The 15732-nt window shown below is 66.3% G+C and carries 14 protein-coding genes; 7 read left to right on the top strand and 7 right to left on the bottom strand.

Annotation, left to right across the window (positions count from 1 at the left end; all coding sequences use genetic code 11):
* Positions 1-60: 60 nt before the first annotated feature.
* On the bottom strand, positions 61-1470 hold the full coding sequence (locus TSH20_RS04920) for an ammonium transporter (protein WP_109073690.1): 1410 nt from the start codon (positions 1468-1470) through the stop codon (positions 61-63).
* Positions 1471-2134: 664 nt separating this feature from the next.
* On the opposite strand from TSH20_RS04920, the gene glgC reads away from it, so the two are divergent.
* The 3 genes from glgC (at position 2135) to lepA (ending at position 6992) form a co-directional block, all read left to right on the top strand.
* Positions 2135-3406, top strand: a complete 1272-nt coding sequence (gene glgC / locus TSH20_RS04915) for a glucose-1-phosphate adenylyltransferase (protein ID WP_109073689.1) — start codon at positions 2135-2137, stop codon at positions 3404-3406.
* Positions 3407-3605: 199 nt separating this feature from the next.
* Positions 3606-5075: a glycogen synthase GlgA gene (glgA, locus tag TSH20_RS04910; RefSeq protein ID WP_109073688.1), complete on the top strand. Its 1470-nt coding sequence runs from the start codon at positions 3606-3608 to the stop codon at positions 5073-5075.
* A gap of 114 nt (positions 5076-5189) precedes the next feature.
* The gene (gene lepA, locus TSH20_RS04905) at positions 5190-6992 is read left to right on the top strand and encodes a translation elongation factor 4 (RefSeq protein ID WP_109073687.1); all 1803 of its coding nucleotides are present in this window, start codon (positions 5190-5192) and stop codon (positions 6990-6992) included.
* Between the two features lie 50 nt (positions 6993-7042).
* On the opposite strand, the gene TSH20_RS34575 is transcribed toward lepA, so the two are convergent.
* The 3 genes from TSH20_RS34575 to TSH20_RS04895 all read right to left on the bottom strand — a co-directional run bounded on the left by TSH20_RS34575 (position 7043) and on the right by TSH20_RS04895 (position 9119).
* Positions 7043-8194 carry a hypothetical protein gene (locus TSH20_RS34575; RefSeq protein ID WP_146205477.1) on the bottom strand — a complete coding sequence of 384 codons (1152 nt, stop codon included), beginning with the start codon at positions 8192-8194 and terminating at the stop codon, positions 7043-7045.
* 8 nt (positions 8195-8202) lie between these two features.
* Entirely contained in the window at positions 8203-8748 is a 546-nt protein-coding gene (locus TSH20_RS04900) for an ImmA/IrrE family metallo-endopeptidase (RefSeq protein ID WP_199232147.1), read from the bottom strand.
* Positions 8749-8918: 170 nt separating this feature from the next.
* The gene (locus tag TSH20_RS04895) at positions 8919-9119 is read right to left on the bottom strand and encodes a hypothetical protein (protein WP_109073686.1); all 201 of its coding nucleotides are present in this window, start codon (positions 9117-9119) and stop codon (positions 8919-8921) included.
* Between the two features lie 178 nt (positions 9120-9297).
* Between TSH20_RS04895 and TSH20_RS04890 the strand changes: the two genes are divergently transcribed.
* Positions 9298-9921, top strand: coding sequence for a hypothetical protein (locus TSH20_RS04890; protein ID WP_109073685.1), 624 nt, complete (start codon positions 9298-9300; stop codon positions 9919-9921).
* A 55-nt stretch (positions 9922-9976) separates the two neighbouring features.
* Here TSH20_RS04890 and TSH20_RS04885 read toward each other — a convergent pair whose 3' ends face one another.
* Both TSH20_RS04885 and TSH20_RS04880 read right to left on the bottom strand, forming a co-directional pair.
* Positions 9977-11065 (bottom strand): asparaginase, encoded by a 1089-nt coding sequence (locus TSH20_RS04885; protein WP_109073684.1) that lies wholly within the window; start codon positions 11063-11065, stop codon positions 9977-9979.
* A gap of 51 nt (positions 11066-11116) precedes the next feature.
* On the bottom strand, positions 11117-11341 hold the full coding sequence (locus TSH20_RS04880) for a hypothetical protein (RefSeq protein WP_109073683.1): 225 nt from the start codon (positions 11339-11341) through the stop codon (positions 11117-11119).
* Between the two features lie 159 nt (positions 11342-11500).
* On the opposite strand from TSH20_RS04880, the gene TSH20_RS04875 reads away from it, so the two are divergent.
* From TSH20_RS04875 to TSH20_RS04865, 3 genes are read left to right on the top strand one after another with little or no spacing between them, the layout of a single operon-like run.
* Entirely contained in the window at positions 11501-12442 is a 942-nt protein-coding gene (locus tag TSH20_RS04875; RefSeq protein ID WP_109073682.1) for a LysR substrate-binding domain-containing protein, read from the top strand.
* On the top strand, positions 12439-13407 hold the full coding sequence (locus TSH20_RS04870; protein WP_109073681.1) for an SH3 domain-containing protein: 969 nt from the start codon (positions 12439-12441) through the stop codon (positions 13405-13407). The genes TSH20_RS04875 and TSH20_RS04870 overlap by 4 nt, the downstream gene beginning before the upstream one ends.
* 60 nt (positions 13408-13467) lie before the next feature.
* Positions 13468-15243 carry a DUF3369 domain-containing protein gene (locus tag TSH20_RS04865; protein WP_109073680.1) on the top strand — a complete coding sequence of 592 codons (1776 nt, stop codon included), beginning with the start codon at positions 13468-13470 and terminating at the stop codon, positions 15241-15243.
* A 57-nt stretch (positions 15244-15300) separates the two neighbouring features.
* On the opposite strand, the gene TSH20_RS04860 is transcribed toward TSH20_RS04865, so the two are convergent.
* The gene (locus TSH20_RS04860; protein WP_109073679.1) at positions 15301-15714 is read right to left on the bottom strand and encodes a response regulator; all 414 of its coding nucleotides are present in this window, start codon (positions 15712-15714) and stop codon (positions 15301-15303) included.
* Between the last annotated feature and the right edge of the window lie 18 nt (positions 15715-15732).

Raw genomic sequence — 15732 nt, 5'->3', positions numbered from 1 at the left:
AAAAAGGCCGCCGGAGAACCGGCGGCCTTCTCGAAGAGACCCGTGGGAAAGGGATTTGTCTTAGTGGATGCTCTCGCCATGCAGGGCGAGGTCGAGACCGTCGCGCTCCACATCCTCCTCGACGCGCAGGCCCATCACCACGTCGACGACCTTCAGCAGGACGAAGGTGGCGACGGCGCACCACACCATGGTGTAGAGCACGCCCTGGACCTGGATCCACACGGCGGCGGCGTTGCCTTCCAGCAGGCCCAGCGTGGCGTTGGGGTCGGCCTGCAGGACGGAGGCGAAGCCGCCTTCGCTGTTGGACACCGACATCTTGGCGAACACGCCGGTCAGGATGGCGCCGATCAGGCCGCCGACACCGTGCACGCCGAAGGCGTCCAGGCTGTCGTCATAGCCCAGCATGTGCTTCAGGCTGGTGGCCGACCAGAAGCAGACCACGCCGGCGACGATGCCGATGATGATGGCGCCCGTCGGGTCGACGAAGCCGGCGGCCGGGGTCACCGCGACCAGACCGGCGACGGCGCCGGAGATGATGCCGAGGATCGACGGCTTGCCCTTGACGATCCACTCCGCGAACAGCCAGCCCATGGCGGCACCGGCGGTGGCGATGTGCGTGGCGGCCAGCGCCATGCCGGCGCGCGGACCGGCGGTCAGGGCCGAACCGGCGTTGAAGCCGAACCAGCCGACCCACAGCAGCGAGGCGCCGATCAGCGACAGCACCAGGTTGTGCGGCATGAAGGCTTCCTTCGGGTAGCCCTTGCGCTTGCCGATCACCAGCGCGGCGACCAGACCGGCGACACCCGCGTTGATGTGCACGACCGTGCCGCCGGCGAAGTCCAGCACGCCCAGGCCGAACAGGAAGCCCGACGGATACCAGACCCAGTGAGCGATCGGCGCATAGACCACGATCGACCACAGGGCGGTGAAGACCAGCAGCGAGGAGAACTTCATGCGGTCGGCGAAGGCGCCGGTGATCAGGGCCGGGGTGATGATCGCGAAGGTCATCTGGAACATCATGAAGACCGGCTCGGGGATCGTCGTCGCGACACCCGACCCCGTCGCCTCGCCCAGCACGAAGGCCTTCGAGAAGTCGAGCCCGTTCAGGAAGAGCCGGTCGAGCCCGCCGACATAGGCGCCGGTGCCGGTGAAGGCCAGGCTGTAGCCGATCACGTACCACAGGACGCTGATCAGGCAGGTGATGGCGAAGCTCTGCATCACCGTCGACAGCACGTTCATCTTGCGGACCATGCCGCCGTAGAACAGCGCCAGGCCGGGGATGGTCATCATCAGCACCAGCGCGGTGGAGATCAGCATCCAGGCGGTGTCGCCGCCATTCAGCGCCGGAGCCGCCGGCGCGGCAGCAGCGGCGGCCGCGGCCGCATCTTGGGCAAGGGCTGCGGCCGGCATGCCGACCGTGCCCAGAGCAACCGCCATCATCGGTGCGGCCAGAAGGAACAGACGGTTCATCGAGGCTCCTCTTTCTCCAAAATCGCTCCCGCCCCGATACGGCCGGCGCGGCACCGGAGGTGTTCCGCGCGCTGGGCACCGCACTGGGGCGACCCCGTCCCGGTCGCCCCGTCCCCGGCAAAGACGGGGCGGCGGACGGGACCAAGGACGCCTCCAGCGTTACAAGAAGCGTGCCAGTCGAAAACGGCTTGGAATCGTCAGGGTTGTCCCAGGACCGGACCCCCGAACGGGCAGCCCCGGACGAGTCGCACCCGGTGTCTGCACAGAAAACAGGCAGGCTCCGGAACCCTCATTCTGCTGCAATTTTCGGGCTTTCGACCGATCGGCAGGACCGGACTCCCTGATCTGGCCCGGCATTCTGGCTGCCATTCCGGCAGATGATGAAAATTTAGGCAGAGATCGGCCCGCGCGGCGGTCACTGGAGCGGCATCGGGGGCGCGACATCGGGCAGCACCCTACCCCGTCCATCCAGTCCTTTCGGCTTGCCCCGCATTCTCCACCGCTTTCCTCCTAGGACCGCGGGTTGAAGATCCGGCGGGTAAGCCGAGGCAAACCCGACGCCGGGCCTATTGGACATGGCGGCGAGATGTGGCACCGTCAACGCCTCCAATTGGATTGGCCGCTCGCCCGCGGCCGCAAGAATAAGGCAAAGGGGGTAACGGCCATGCTCGACAAACGCGATCTGCGCCTCGCACCGCGACGTGCGGTGGCGCTGGTGCTGGCCGGGGGACGCGGAAGCCGTCTGAAGCAACTGACCGACCGGCGGGCCAAGCCGGCCACCTATTTCGGCGGCAAGTACCGCATCATCGACTTCGCGCTGTCCAACTGCGTCAATTCCGGCTTCCGCCGCATCGGCGTGCTGACGCAGTACAAGTCGCACAGCCTTCTGCGCCATCTCCAGCGCGGCTGGAACGTCTTCCGCGGCGAGATGAACGAGTTCTGCGACCTGCTGCCGGCCCAGCAGCGCGTCAGCGAGACGGAGTGGTACCAGGGCACCGCCGACGCCGTGTACCAGAACCTGGACATCCTGCGCGACCACGAGCCGGAATATGTCCTGATCCTGGCCGGCGACCACATCTACAAGATGGATTACGGCGCGCTGCTGCTCGACCACATCGACCGGCAGGCCGACGTCACCGTTCCCTGCATCGCCGTTCCCCGCGAACAGGCGAGCGGCTTCGGCGTGATGCACATCGACAACGACCGCCGCATCATCGACTTCGTGGAAAAGCCGGCCGATCCGCCGCCGATGCCCGGCCGCCCCGATCTGGCGCTGGCCAGCATGGGCATCTACGTCTTCAACGCCCAGTTCCTCTACGACCAGCTGGAGCGCGACGTCGCCACCCCCGGCTCCAGCCGCGATTTCGGCAAGGACATCATCCCGCATCTGGTGAAGACCGGCGCCAGGATCATCGCCCACGACTATGCCGACAGCGCCATCATCGACGCGCCCGACGACGCCCCCTACTGGCGCGACGTCGGCACCATCGACGCCTATTGGGAAGCCAACCTGGACCTCTGCCACGTCACGCCGCAGCTGAACCTGTACAACCGCGACTGGCCGATCTTCACCTATCAGGAACAGCTGCCCCCGGCGAAGTTCGTCTTCGACGACGAGAACCGCCGCGGCATGGCGGTGGACAGCCTGGTGTCGGGCGGCTGCATCATCTCCGGCTCCACCGTGCGGCGGTCGCTGCTGTTCAGCTCAGTCCGCGTCAACTCCTACAGCGAGCTGCACGAGGCGGTGGTCCTGCCGGAATGCGACATCGGCCGTCATTGCCGCCTGAAGAAGGTGGTGATCGACCGCGGCGTCAGCATCCCCAACGGCCTCGTCGTCGGCGAGGACGCGGAGCTGGACGCCAAGCGCTTCCACCGCAGCGAGGGCGGCGTCGTCCTCATCACCCGCGAGATGATCGAGAAGCTGCCGAAGGAGTAGGAAGCCTCCTCCCCCTCCGAGCGAAGCCGACCCCTCACCCCTGCGGCCGTCATTCCCGCGAAGGCGGGAATCCAGTTCCCGAAGCCGATCTTCGGAACAGCCTGGATCCCCGCCTTCGCGGGGATGACGGCCAAGTGAGCTACAGGCCAGCCTTCCCCCGCCTTTCGCCCCTCCCGCCTTTCACCCGAGTGCCTTCCCGATGCGCGTCCTTTACGTCACGTCCGAATGCTACCCGATGGTCAAGACGGGGGGGCTGGCGGACGTGTCCGCCGCCCTGCCGCCGGCCCTGAACGCCGCCGGCGCCGATGTCCGCCTGCTGCTGCCGGGATATCCCGCCGTTCTCAACAGCCTGCAGAACCTGCACGAGGTCGGCGACCTGATCACCGACCTGCCCGGCTGCGACCGCGCCCAGCTGTGCATCGGCCGCACCGCCGACGGGGTCCTCGCCTATGCGCTGAACGCGCCGTCGCTGTACGATCGTCCCGGCAACCCCTATCTCGGTCCGGACGGCAAGGATTGGGCCGACAACGCCCTGCGTTTCGCCGCGCTCGCCTGGGTCGCCGCCGGCTTCGCGTCGGAGGTTTCCTACGATCCCTGGTGGCGGCCCGACATCCTGCACGGCCATGACTGGCAGGCCGGGCTGATCCCCGCCTATCTGACCCTGCGCCCCGACCGCTTCGCCGCCCCCTTCCGGCCGGGCACCGTGCTGACCATCCACAACATCGCCTATCAGGGCGTCTTCGGCCCCTGGATGATGGGCGACATCGGCCTGCCCTCCTCCAGCTTCCGCATCGACGGCGTCGAGTATTACGGCAACATCAGTTTCCTGAAGGCCGGTTGCTTCTACGCCGACCGCCTGACCACGGTCAGCCCGACCTACGCCAACGAGATCCAGACGGCGGAACACGGCACCGGCCTGCAGGGCCTGCTCGCCACCCGGTCCGACGTGCTGACCGGCATCCTGAACGGCGTCGATTACGCCGTGTGGGACCCGGCGACCGACCCGCACCTCCCCGCCCGCTACACCCCCGACGACCTGGGCGGCAAGGACGCCTGCAAGGCCGACCTGCAATCCGCCTTCGGCCTCGACCGCCGCCCCGACGCCCCGCTCGCCGCCGTGGTCAGCCGCCTGACCTGGCACAAGGGCCTGGACTTGGTTCTGGAGGCCGCCAGCCAATGGGTGTCCTGGGGCGGCCAGCTGGTGGTTCTCGGCAGCGGCGACGCCTCCAGCGAGGCCGGTTTCCGCCACCTCGCCCAATGGCACCCGCACTCCATCGGCGTCCGCGTCGGCTATGACGAGCCGCTGTCCCACCGCATCCAGGCCGGTTCCGACCTGTTCCTGGTGCCGTCCCGCTCTGAGCCCTGCGGCCTGACCCAGCTCTACGCCCTGAAATACGGCACCCTGCCGCTGGTCCGCCGCACCGGCGGCCTAGCCGACACGGTGATCGACGCCAACCCCGCCGCCAGTGCCGACGGCAGCGCCACCGGCTTCCAGTTCGTCAACGCCACCGGCCAGGAACTGGTCTGGGCCCTGCGCCGGGCGCTGACCGTCTACCGCAAGCCGGAGCGCTGGCACGCGATGCAACGCCGCGCCATGACGCGGGACTTCGGCTGGCACGGGCCGGCGGAGGAGTACATGGAGCTGTACCGGGGGATCGCTGGGCGGTGAGGCCCCGGCGAGGCCCCCCTGGGGCTTCGCATCCGCCCGCCCCACCACACCATCATTGCGCCCATCCCCCGTCCGCCCTATGTTCCCGGCAAACTATCGCTTGTCCGGGCCCCGATGACTGACCTCTCGCACATCCGCAATTTCTCGATCATCGCCCACATCGATCATGGCAAGTCCACCCTTGCCGACCGGTTGATCCAGCAGTGCGGCGGCCTCGACGCGCGCGAGATGCGCGAACAGGTGCTCGACAGCATGGACATCGAGCGCGAGCGCGGCATCACCATCAAGGCCCAGACCGTCCGCCTGCTCTACAAGGCGGAGGACGGCAAGCAGTACACGCTGAACCTGATGGACACCCCCGGCCACGTCGACTTCGCCTATGAGGTCAGCCGGTCCCTGGCCGCCTGCGAGGGCTCGATCCTGGTGGTCGACGCCTCCCAGGGCGTGGAGGCGCAGACGCTCGCCAACGTCTATCAGGCGATCGACAACAACCACGAGATCATCCCGGTCCTCAACAAGATCGACCTGCCCGCCGCCGAGCCGGAGCGGATCAAGCAGCAGATCGAGGACGTGATCGGCCTCGACGCCTCCGACGCGGTGGAGATCTCGGCCAAGTCCGGCCTCAACATCGGCGCGGTGCTGGAGGCGGTGGTCAAGCGGCTGCCGCCGCCCAAGGGCGATGCCGACGCGCCGCTGAAGGCCCTGCTGGTCGATTCCTGGTACGACCCCTATCTCGGCGTCGTCATTCTGGTGCGCGTGGTCGACGGCGTGTTGAAGGTCGGGCAGAAGGTGCGCTTCATGGCCGCCGGCTCGGCCCATGACGTCGACCGCGTCGGCGTCTTCACGCCGAAGGCGCTGCTGACCGGTGAGCTGCGGCCGGGCGAGATGGGCTTCATCACCGCCGCGATCAAGGACATCACCCAGACCAAGGTCGGCGACACCATCACCGACGAGCGCAAGCCGGCGACCGAGGCTCTGGCCGGCTTCAAGCCGTCCATCCCCGTGGTGTGGTGCGGCCTGTTCCCGGTCGACGCCGCCGATTTCGAGCGGCTGCGCGACAGCTTGGGCAAGCTGAAGCTGAACGACGCCAGCTTCCATTACGAGGCGGAGACATCGGCGGCGCTGGGCTTCGGCTTCCGCTGCGGCTTCCTCGGCCTCTTGCATCTGGAGATCATCCAGGAGCGGCTGGAGCGCGAGTTCAACCTCGACCTGATCACCACCGCGCCGTCGGTGGTCTACAAGCTGACGATGACCGACGGGACGGTGCGGGACCTGCACAACCCGGCCGACATGCCCGACGTGATGCGGATCGACCACATCGACGAGCCGTGGATCAAGGCCACCATCATGCTGCCCGACGAGTATCTCGGCGGCGTCCTGCAGCTTTGCACCGAGCGGCGTGGCCAGCAGATCGAGCTGACCTACGCCGGCTCCCGCGCCATGCTGGTCTACCGCCTGCCGCTGAACGAGGTGGTGTTCGACTTCTACGACCGGCTGAAGTCGATCAGCCGCGGCTATGCCAGCTTCGACTACCAGATGGACAGCTATGAGGAAGGCGACCTCGTGAAGCTGTCGATCCTGGTGAATGCCGAGCCGGTGGACGCCCTGTCGATGATCGTCCACCGCAGCCAGTCCGAACGCCGCGGCCGTCAGCTGTGCGAACGCCTGAAGGAGCTGATCCCGCGCCAGCTCTTCAAGATCGCCGTCCAGGCTGCCATCGGCGGCAAGATCATTGCCCGCGAGAGCATCAGCGCCATGCGCAAGGACGTGACCGCCAAGTGCTACGGCGGCGACATCAGCCGCAAGCGCAAGCTGCTGGACAAGCAGAAGGAAGGCAAGAAGCGCATGCGCCAGTTCGGCCAGGTCGAAATCCCGCAGAGCGCCTTCATCGCGGCGCTCAAGATGGGCGACGAGTAAGGATACGGAAAGGCGGGCTTCGGCCCGCCTTTTTTATCTTATCGAATATGTTAGGCGGCCCCCTGGCCAATGCCCGGAATTTTGACGCTCAGATCGACGGCGGCAACATGACCGGTATCGGGGCCTAGTTTTTCGACAGGAGGTTCGTCACTGTCTGACCGCTGCCTTGCCTTGTCGTTCTCCTTGACCGACTGCCACCAATTCGCCAAGCACTCTATTGTCTCTTTGTAGTTTGGTGGAAGCGTTCTCAACTGAGGATCAGCGTCTGTTACAATAAACGGGTAAAGCATATAGTCTTCATTTCTTCTAATGAAGATATTGCAGAAATTTCTTACACTGCTTTTTTCAGAACGGACTTGTCTCTTTACGTCGTCTTCTGCCCTGGAAAAAGAATCGCCCTTCAGCGTATCTATCCAGAACAACGGGTAAGGATTGCCCCCCAATACCCCTTTTAGAGACTCGCTGCCGTCAAAATGAATGTCTATGTCGTCATGTCCCAGTGGATCGTTTACGCTTGCTATGAGAAGAGCCAGTTCCGCAGAGATCATGAATTTTCGCGACGTCGATCTGGCTGCAATCCGGAATCCCGTATCCATGGACGGACCTATAAAATCCCTGACAAGACCGACCCTTTCTTCTGGACAATTGTGCCAAGTATCGAGGAGATGAAAATGAACATATTCCGGAAGGGAATATACACCGTCTAGCGCATCGCTTTTTTCCAGAGACTGAAAAATGACTTCCGTGTTTGAAATTGGAAACCCAGCCGTCCAGGCAGCAAGCTTGACATCAAGCTTTTGCTTTTTTTCCCGCAATTGGTTCCTGTAATCGCGCGCCACTTTCAGCCAGCAGCTGATTGTTGCAAAACACTCTATCGAATCCACCAAGTCCTTAACGTAAACAAGCTCATCCCCGTTGCTTTTCCAAAGCTGGGGCGGCTCACCTTTCTTCCAATCGATTCCGGCCGACAGGCTATCGCAGTAGCTGTCCCAATGCGTCGCAAACTTTTCCTGAATATCCTTGTAAAATCCTGATACAGCCGGAAGCCATCGGACATTGACGTCCTCAATCCCGGCGTCATGCTTCGGTTTTTGGATAGGAAAAACACCTCCCTGCTTGAAAGCAGTGGAGCCAACCAAATCGATGCTTAAAAACAACCTCAACTTGGGGCGAAGAAACTCTGGAACATCTTCAAAGCTCATAGCAAGTCTCAAACCTTCGAGAGCCCAAGCGCCTCCGCACGGACCTCAGCGGCCTTCAGGGATACACCGAATTTTTCGGATATCTTGTGAAGATTCCCCTGCACTTCACGATGATATTCAGAAAAACTTTCCGCCGGCATCAGGAAGGCCGCTGCAAACCAATTCGCCTCCCATTCGGACCGGTCAGAGCCATAACGGGCTGCAACCATTTTGTCCGGCACGGTCTGGCCGTTCTGACGCCGCCAGAGGTAATGCAGGACGTAATGACCGATCTCATGGGCGATGGTGAAACGGTCACGAGCAAGGCTGGTATTGATGGACAGGTTGATCTCGAAGTTTCCGTCGCCATAGACATGCAGGGAACCCGAGTCGCTCTCGCCCAGCCCGGAGAACTGGCGATAGGCCAGACGGCCGCCCATCCGCTGCAGAACCTTGGACAGATCGCCACCCGGCTCGAACTCCAGCATCCGGGCGACTTGCTCGGCAAGCTGGTGAACGGCATTTTTCGGCAGATTGCTGGGCTCGGCCGCTGCAAAGCCACTGTCCGACATCATTCGCTCCAACCCATAGAACGCCAGCGCCTACTACGGAAATTCATAGTCATAGAATCAGCGCACGCTCGCATTCTCAACAGTTTTTCGCAAGAAGGGATACTCTCCACCCTGAATTTCCTTGACTGCCCAAAAACCGCTCACTCGTCCGATCCGCCAAAATTTCACGCAGATCACCCACGCAAATGGTGCGGAGCCAGCGGGGCCAATTTTTCGAGGTTACGGATGAAGGCATGGAGTTCGACATATAGATCTATGGACATGTCCTGGCCCGCACCGGGGGTCTGCAGCAACTCCCAATAAAGCGGTTTCACGCTGACGGCGATGCTCATGCGGTCGAGCGGGTGCATCGTCGGCCCATGGCTGACGATCATTGTAGCCCTATGGTGACGCGCACTTGAGGATTAGAAAATTGTGTATGAGCATGCAGAAGCGCCGATTTCCTGCTCTCCTCCGGAAACAAATCCGGCGCTTGCGTGTCATCACTCTGGGATAAGGGCGCCGCGTCTGCGCGGCGCCTCCCCTGTTGTGGTTCAATTCCGGGAGGATGACATGCGCAAGTTTCTCGCCGCCGCGGTTCCGGCCCTGATGCTGATGGCCGTTGCCGCGCCGGGCCATGCCCAGACCAGCGGGTCGGCAAGGTCCAATGCGGTCGCCAACGGCACGATGGACAGCGGCGCCCGCGACGTCCAGGCCAGCCGGGCCATGATCGGCAAGCGGGTGGTCCACCGCCATGGCGGGCCGGTCGCCGGCACCGTCCAGAATGTGACCACCGATGCCCAGGGCCAGACGATGGTCGAGCTGAAGCTCGCCAAGTCCGGCCAGACCGTCATGCTGCCGCCGGCCTCGTTCGAACGGCGGGGCAAGCAGATCATCGTCATGCAGGACGCCAGCGAACTGCAGCAGCTCGCCCAGTACAGCAATCAGGCCAACACCGGCTACGGCAGCTCGACGGGTGGAGCGGGCGGCCAGATGGGCGGCTCCATGGGCGGTATGGGGTCTGGCGCCATGAATCGCGGGTCGATGGACAGCGATTCGATGAACAGGGGCTCCATGGGCACCGGCACCATGAACCGCGGGTCGATGAACCAAGGCTCCATGAATCAGGGCACTATGGGCAACGGCACGATGAACCGCGGCACCATGTCGCCGAACCAGCCCGGCATGGGCCAGTAACCGTCTGCCGGAGGCGGAGGGTCCAACCGACGCCCCCGCCTCCGGACAACAACTCTCAATCCCCGATCACCGTCAGTTCGCCCGCCTGCGGCACCGGCATCGCCGCCTTGACTGCCTCGGCGTCCAAACCGCCGGCCAGCAAACAGACCAGCTTGGCGTAGCTCGCCTCCGGCGTCATGTCATAGGCGCCGATCGCACCGACGGCGCCCAACCCGGTGGCATAGGCGCCGGGCAGCACCGCGCCGCGCTGCACCTGGGTGTTGTCCATCAGCACGACCCCGGCCGTCACCGCCGCCGACAGGGCGCCGAGGAACTCCGGATCGGTCGGGCCGTTGCCCTCGCCGAAGGCCAGCAGCACCGCCCCCTTCGCCGCCGGGCTGGTGGCGGTCAGCATCGCCGACACCGTGCTCGCCCGAATGCCGGGGTACAGCCACAGCATGACGACGGAGAACCCCGCCAGCGCCGCCGGCAGGGCGTCCAACGTTGCCAGCCGCTTGGCCCGGTTGTCCGGCTCGGCCAGTGAAACGCTCTTGTCCGGCATCGGCAGCCAATGGGGCTCGTTGCGGGCGACCACGCTGCCGACGCTGGCGAGTGGCGGGAAGTTCGGCGAATCGAAGCCGGCGAAGCGGTTGGCGTCGACCTTGGACGAGCGGTTGCCGCGCAGCAGCTTGGTGTCGAAATAGACGCAGACCTCCGGCACCGGCAGGGTTCCCGCCACCACGATGGCGCCGACCAGATTGGCCGGCGCGTCGCTCAGCGTGAAGGACAGCGGCACCTGCGACCCGCTGAACACCACCGGCTTCGACAGGCCGGGCAGCAGGAAGGACAGGGCCGACGCGCTGTAGGCCATGCTGTCGGTGCCGTGCAGCACGACGAAACCGTCATACCGGTCATAGACCGACAGCAGCCGCCGGGCGATGGCGACCCAGTCCGCCGGCGTCATGTTGGAGCTGTCGAGCGTGCGGTCGAACCAGTCCATGGTCCAGTTCAGGTCCGGGTAATCCTGCACCCGGTGGCCCGACAGGCCGGGCACCGCCAGCACCAGCTTCTCGAACTCCGCGCCCGGCACCGGGGCCAGCGCCCCGTCGGGATTGGTCACGCACCCGATGGTGCCCCCGGTATACAGCACATAGACCCGCGACATCGCCCGTTCCTCCCGGCTTTCTTGTCGGCGGCAGGATAGGCTGGCGCCCGCCTATTTCTCAAGCCGCAGCCGGTCCCGGACTGCCAGCGGCGAGCGCACCGACGACGGCGCCTGTTCCGCCATCAGGCGATGGCCGAACACGGGAAGGGCCGACGGCACCGGGTTGTAGGCAAGGCGGAAGCGCCGCGGCTCCGGCACCGCGGGCTCCGGCATGACAGGCAACTCCATGCGGGCGGCCCCGAGAACCGCACCGGTCCAGGCGGCGAACAGCGACATGATCGGACACTCCAAAGGGTTCGGAGACCGACAATGGGGCGGGCGCCATTCCCTTGGAAACGAATAGGCATTATGCCGTCATCACGATTCGTAATGACCGCCCCGTTGCGGACGGCCGGGCGCTCTGCTTGAATAAGCGGCAACTTCCGGTTCCCCGCCATGCCCGCCAATCTCGATACCGACCTGCTGCGCGCCTTCGTCGCCGTCGCCGACAGCGCCAGCTTCACCCGTGCCGGCGAAAGGCTGGGCCGCACCCAGGCGGCGGTCAGCCAGCAGGTGCGCCGGCTGGAGGACACGGTGGGCAAGCGCGTGTTCGAACGCGACACCCACGGCGTGCGCATGACCCGCGACGGCGAGGTGCTGCTGGCCTATGCCCGGCGCATGCTGACCCTGAACGACGAGGTGCTGGCCCTGATGCACCGCAGCCCGACGGTTGCCAGCGTCCGCATCGGCACGCCCGACGATTACGCCACCATGCTGCTGCCGGAAATTCTGGCCCGCTTCAACGCCGCCTATCCCGAGGTGATGGTCGAGGTCATCTGCGACAACAGCCCCGATCTGGTGGCGGAGATCGACAAGGGCCGCTACGACCTCGCGCTCGTCACCCGCAAGGCCGGCGAGGCCGGCGGCGAGCTGGTGCGGCAGGAGCCGGTGGCCTGGGTCGCCCCGCCGCTCGACCCCGTATCGCCGCCGGGACATCGCCCGGTGGAAAGCCTGGACCCGCTGCCGCTGGCGCTGTTCCCCAAGGGCTGCGTCGTGCGCGACCTCGCGGTCGCCGCGCTCGACGGCATCGGCCGCGACTGGCGCGTCGCCTTCACCAGCAAGAGCGTCGTCGCCGTCCATGGCGCAGTGATGGGCGGGCTGGGGGTGACGGCGATGGAATGTTGCACCGTTCCGCCCAGCCTGCGCCGCATCGGCGCCGCGGAGGGGTTTCCCGGCCTGCCGGACGTCGACATCGCCCTGCACCGCGCCCGCGGCACGGCGCCCAAGCCGGTGCGGCTGCTGGCCGACGCCATCCACGACCTTGTCGGCCATGACTTGCTTGGCCGGCGGGAACCGGGCCTTGCTTCACCGGTGTCCGCGAAGGAAGTTGCCACATGAAAGCCGTGCCGACCCGCCGCCTGCTGCCGGCGCTCGCCGTCGCCCTCGCTTGTGTCGGGTTCATCGCCGCCGCCCCGCCGGCGCGGGCGCAGAGCCCCGTCGCCATCGGCGCCCCGCTGACCGGAGAGGTGGTGCTGAACCGCGACATCGAGGTGCGGATCGGCCCCAGCGAAGATGCGCGCATCGTCATGACGCTGAAGCAGGGCAAGGCGCTGAACGCGCTCGGCACCCCGCGCGGCACCTATTGGACGGAGGTCGCCATCGGCGGCCAGCCCATCGGCTATGTTCCCGCCGATTCGCTGGACCCGGCGCTGATGGTCACCGGCCGGCCGGCCATCGGCGGCGAGGGACCACGGGCGCACAAGCCTGCCGACCCGGCGAAACCCGGCTCCGGCAAGCCGGCGGCGGACGCTCCCCTGCCCCACCGCAGCGCCGCCGTCGTGCCGCGCGCGGCCTGGGACAAGGCGGCGCAGACCCCGGCGGAAGGCTATGTCGTCGCCGCCGGCCCGATCTCCGCCACCGAGATCCTGAGCAACCGCAAGCGGCGCCCCTTCACCCTGCGCCAGGGCGACGTGGTGGCGCTGATCAGTGCGGCGAACGGCGAGGCCACTCTGGCCCTGCCCGCCGGCACCCGCGCGCTGGCGCCGGTCCAGGGGCTGGTCGGAGTGGTGGCGCCCTACCCGCTGCCGGGCATGCCGCCGGTGGAGCCGGGCATGCTCTACGGCATCAAGCTGGGCGAATATGTCAGCTACGCCGAGGGCCTGCGCGCCTGGAAGGAGTTCACCGCCGGACCGGGCAGCACCTATCGCGACCTGCCGCCGATGGTCTGGCCGGTGTTCCGCAAGGGCCGCCTGCTGTACGAGGTCGGGGTGGCCCCCTTCACCCGGCTGCAGGTCGACACCGCCTGCGGCACGTTGGCGCAACGCGGACTCGATTGTACGGTGATCGAGTTGGATACGTTCTGATAGTTTGCACCAATGGGCCGGCCACGCCCACCCTCATGACGCTTTCACGATCGAAGAGCCATGACCGACGCCGACCCGACTGGACCAGAGGACGAGGCCCGAACCGATCCGGCACCGGAAAGCGGTGACGAGGATCTGGTGTTCCTCGACGATGCCGCCCCGGACGGGGATGCATCAGGCGGGGGCGCGGAGGAGCAGCCCGGCAGCCGCTGGACCATGCTGATCGTCGACGACGAGCCGGAGGTCCATGCGATCACCAAGCTCGTCCTGTCCGACTTCGCCTACAAGGGGCGCAAGGCGCGCTTCCTGTCCGCCCATTCGGCGGCGGAGGCGCGGCGCATCCTGGCGCGGGAAAGCGACATCGCGCTGATCCTGCTCGACGTGGTGATGGAGACGGAGGATGCCGGCCTGCGGCTGGTCCACCACATCCGCGAGGAGCTGCGCAACCGCAACGTCCGCATCATCCTGCGCACCGGCCAGCCGGGACAGGCGCCGGAACGGGCGGTGATCCTCGATTACGACATCAACGACTACAAGGCGAAGACCCAGCTGACCGCCCAGCAGCTGTTCACCACCACCGTCGCGGCCCTGCGCTCCTACGAGGACATCGTAACGATCGACGCCAACCGCCGCGGCCTGGAGAAGATCATCGAGGCGTCATCGTCGCTGTTCCGCGCCCGCTCGATGAAGCTGTTCGCGGCGGGCGTGCTGACCCAGCTGTCGGGCCTGCTGGGGGTGGGGCCGGACGCCATCCTCTGCATGCAGCGCGGCGGTGCCGGCGCGGCGGGCTGCACCCCGTCGGGATGCGCCCCATCGGGATGTCCCACCAGCCTCTATGTGCTGGCCGGGTCGGGCCGGTTTGAGGCGCTGATCAACGAGCCCGCCGCCGGCCATGTCGACCCGGCCGTGCTGGACGCGGTGACCGCCTGCCTGGAAAGACAGGCGCATGGCTATGCCGGCGACCATTGCACGCTCTACATACGCACGCCGAACGACCGCGAGACGGTGGTTTATCTGCGCTCCAACCGGCCGCTGTCCGAACTCGACCGCAAGCTGATCGAGGTGTTCTGCGGCAAAATCTCCGTCGGCTTCGACAATCTGCACCATTACGAGCAGCTCTACCGCGCCCAGCAGGGCACGCTGGCGGCGCTGGCCGATCTGGCCGAACGCGGCCGCGGCGCGCTGGGCACGGACGGCGCGGCAGCGGAGAAGGCGGCGGAGAAGACGGCCGATATGGCGGCCGAAATAACTGGGGACAGCCGCTTCAGCCGCTCGCTGCGCATCGCCGCGATCACCGAACGGATCGCCCGCCGCCTGCATGCCGACGGCCTGTTCCCCGAGTCGCTGGACGAGTCGACGCTGGAGATCATCGGGCTCGCCGCCATCCTGCACGACATCGGCAATGCCGCGGTCGATCCGGACATCCTGTCGAAGCCGGGCCCGCTCGATCCGACGGAACGCAGCGCCATGCAGACCCACACGGTGGCCGGCGCCGCCCTGCTGCACCATGCCAGCCATCTGGCCGACGGTCCGACCCATCTGCATCTGGGGGCGGCGGTTGCGCGCTGGCATCACGAGAATTGGGACGGCACCGGCTATCCCGACGGCCGCACCGGGGCGGCGATCCCGCTGTGCGCCCGCATCGTCGCCGTCGCCGACGCCTATGACGCGATGACGCGCGACCGTCCCTATCGTCCGGCGCTGGACCGTGCTCACGCCGTGGAGGAAATCCGGCGGCTGGCCGGCCTGCGCTTCGATCCGGCGGTGGTCGATGCCTTCCTCGCCGTGCTGCCGGAGATCGACCGGCCCGGTTCCGGGGCAGGTCCTGCAACCTGACGGGCGGCCAGACAGGCGGGATGCCGCACCCCTACCCCCGCCCCCTTTCCCTTCGTCCTATCGGCTGCAAAGGGCCTCGACCGCCTCGCGCAGCGGCCCGACCTGCACCGGCTTCAGCAGCAGCTGGCAGCCCAGAAGTTCGGCCTCGTCACGCCGCTCGGGCGTGCTGTCGCCGGTCAGGATGATCGCCGGGATCTGCTGCCCGGTTTCGGCGCGGACGCGCTCCACCACCTCCCGCCCGGTACGGCCGGCCGGCAGGTAATGGTCGGCGATGATCAGGTTCGGCGCCCGGCCCAGACCGCCGAGTTGAGCCTCCAGCGCGGCGGCGCTCAGCGCCTTCACCACCTCGTACCCCCAGCCGTCCAACAGGATCGCCAGCCCCTCGACAATCGAGCGGTCATCGTCGACCACCAGGATCAGCGGCCTGACGGACTCCGGTTTGGTTGCCTGACTGCCTGTAGGATCAGCCATTGATTTCTCCCGGTCTGT

This window comes from Azospirillum sp. TSH20 (genome assembly GCF_003115935.1).
Classification (GTDB): Bacteria; Pseudomonadota; Alphaproteobacteria; order Azospirillales; family Azospirillaceae; genus Azospirillum.
This window is presented reverse-complemented; position numbering and strand designations above follow the sequence as displayed.